Annotated in this window: 2 tRNA genes; both read right to left on the bottom strand. The window is 50.4% G+C overall.

The features are described 5' to 3' along the window. Nucleotides 1-70 precede the first annotated feature (70 nt). Nucleotides 71-144: transfer RNA gene (locus CD036_RS12975), tRNA-Pro, on the bottom strand. A gap of 13 nt (nt 145-157) precedes the next feature. Beyond that, a tRNA-Arg gene (locus CD036_RS12970) sits at nt 158-231 on the bottom strand. Between the last annotated feature and the right edge of the window lie 9 nt (nt 232-240).

Raw genomic sequence — 240 nt, 5'->3', positions numbered from 1 at the left:
GCTGACCTCCTGCGTGCAAAGCAGGCGCTCTCCCATCTGAGCTAAGCCCCCATATAGTATTAGTAAGTTATCGGGAAGACAGGATTCGAACCTACGACCCCTTGGTCCCAAACCAAGTGCTCTACCAAGCTGAGCTACTTCCCGTATAAATGTTAAGCGCGCCCGATAGGAGTCGAACCCATAACCTCTTGATCCGTAGTCAAACGCTCTATCCAGTTGAGCTACGGGCGCTAAATTAAA

The sequence above is a fragment of the Staphylococcus arlettae genome (assembly GCF_002902345.1).
In the GTDB taxonomy this organism is placed as follows: Bacteria; Bacillota; Bacilli; order Staphylococcales; family Staphylococcaceae; genus Staphylococcus; species Staphylococcus arlettae.
The sequence above is the reverse complement of the archived record's forward strand: the minus strand, read 5'-3'. Positions and strand labels throughout refer to the sequence as shown.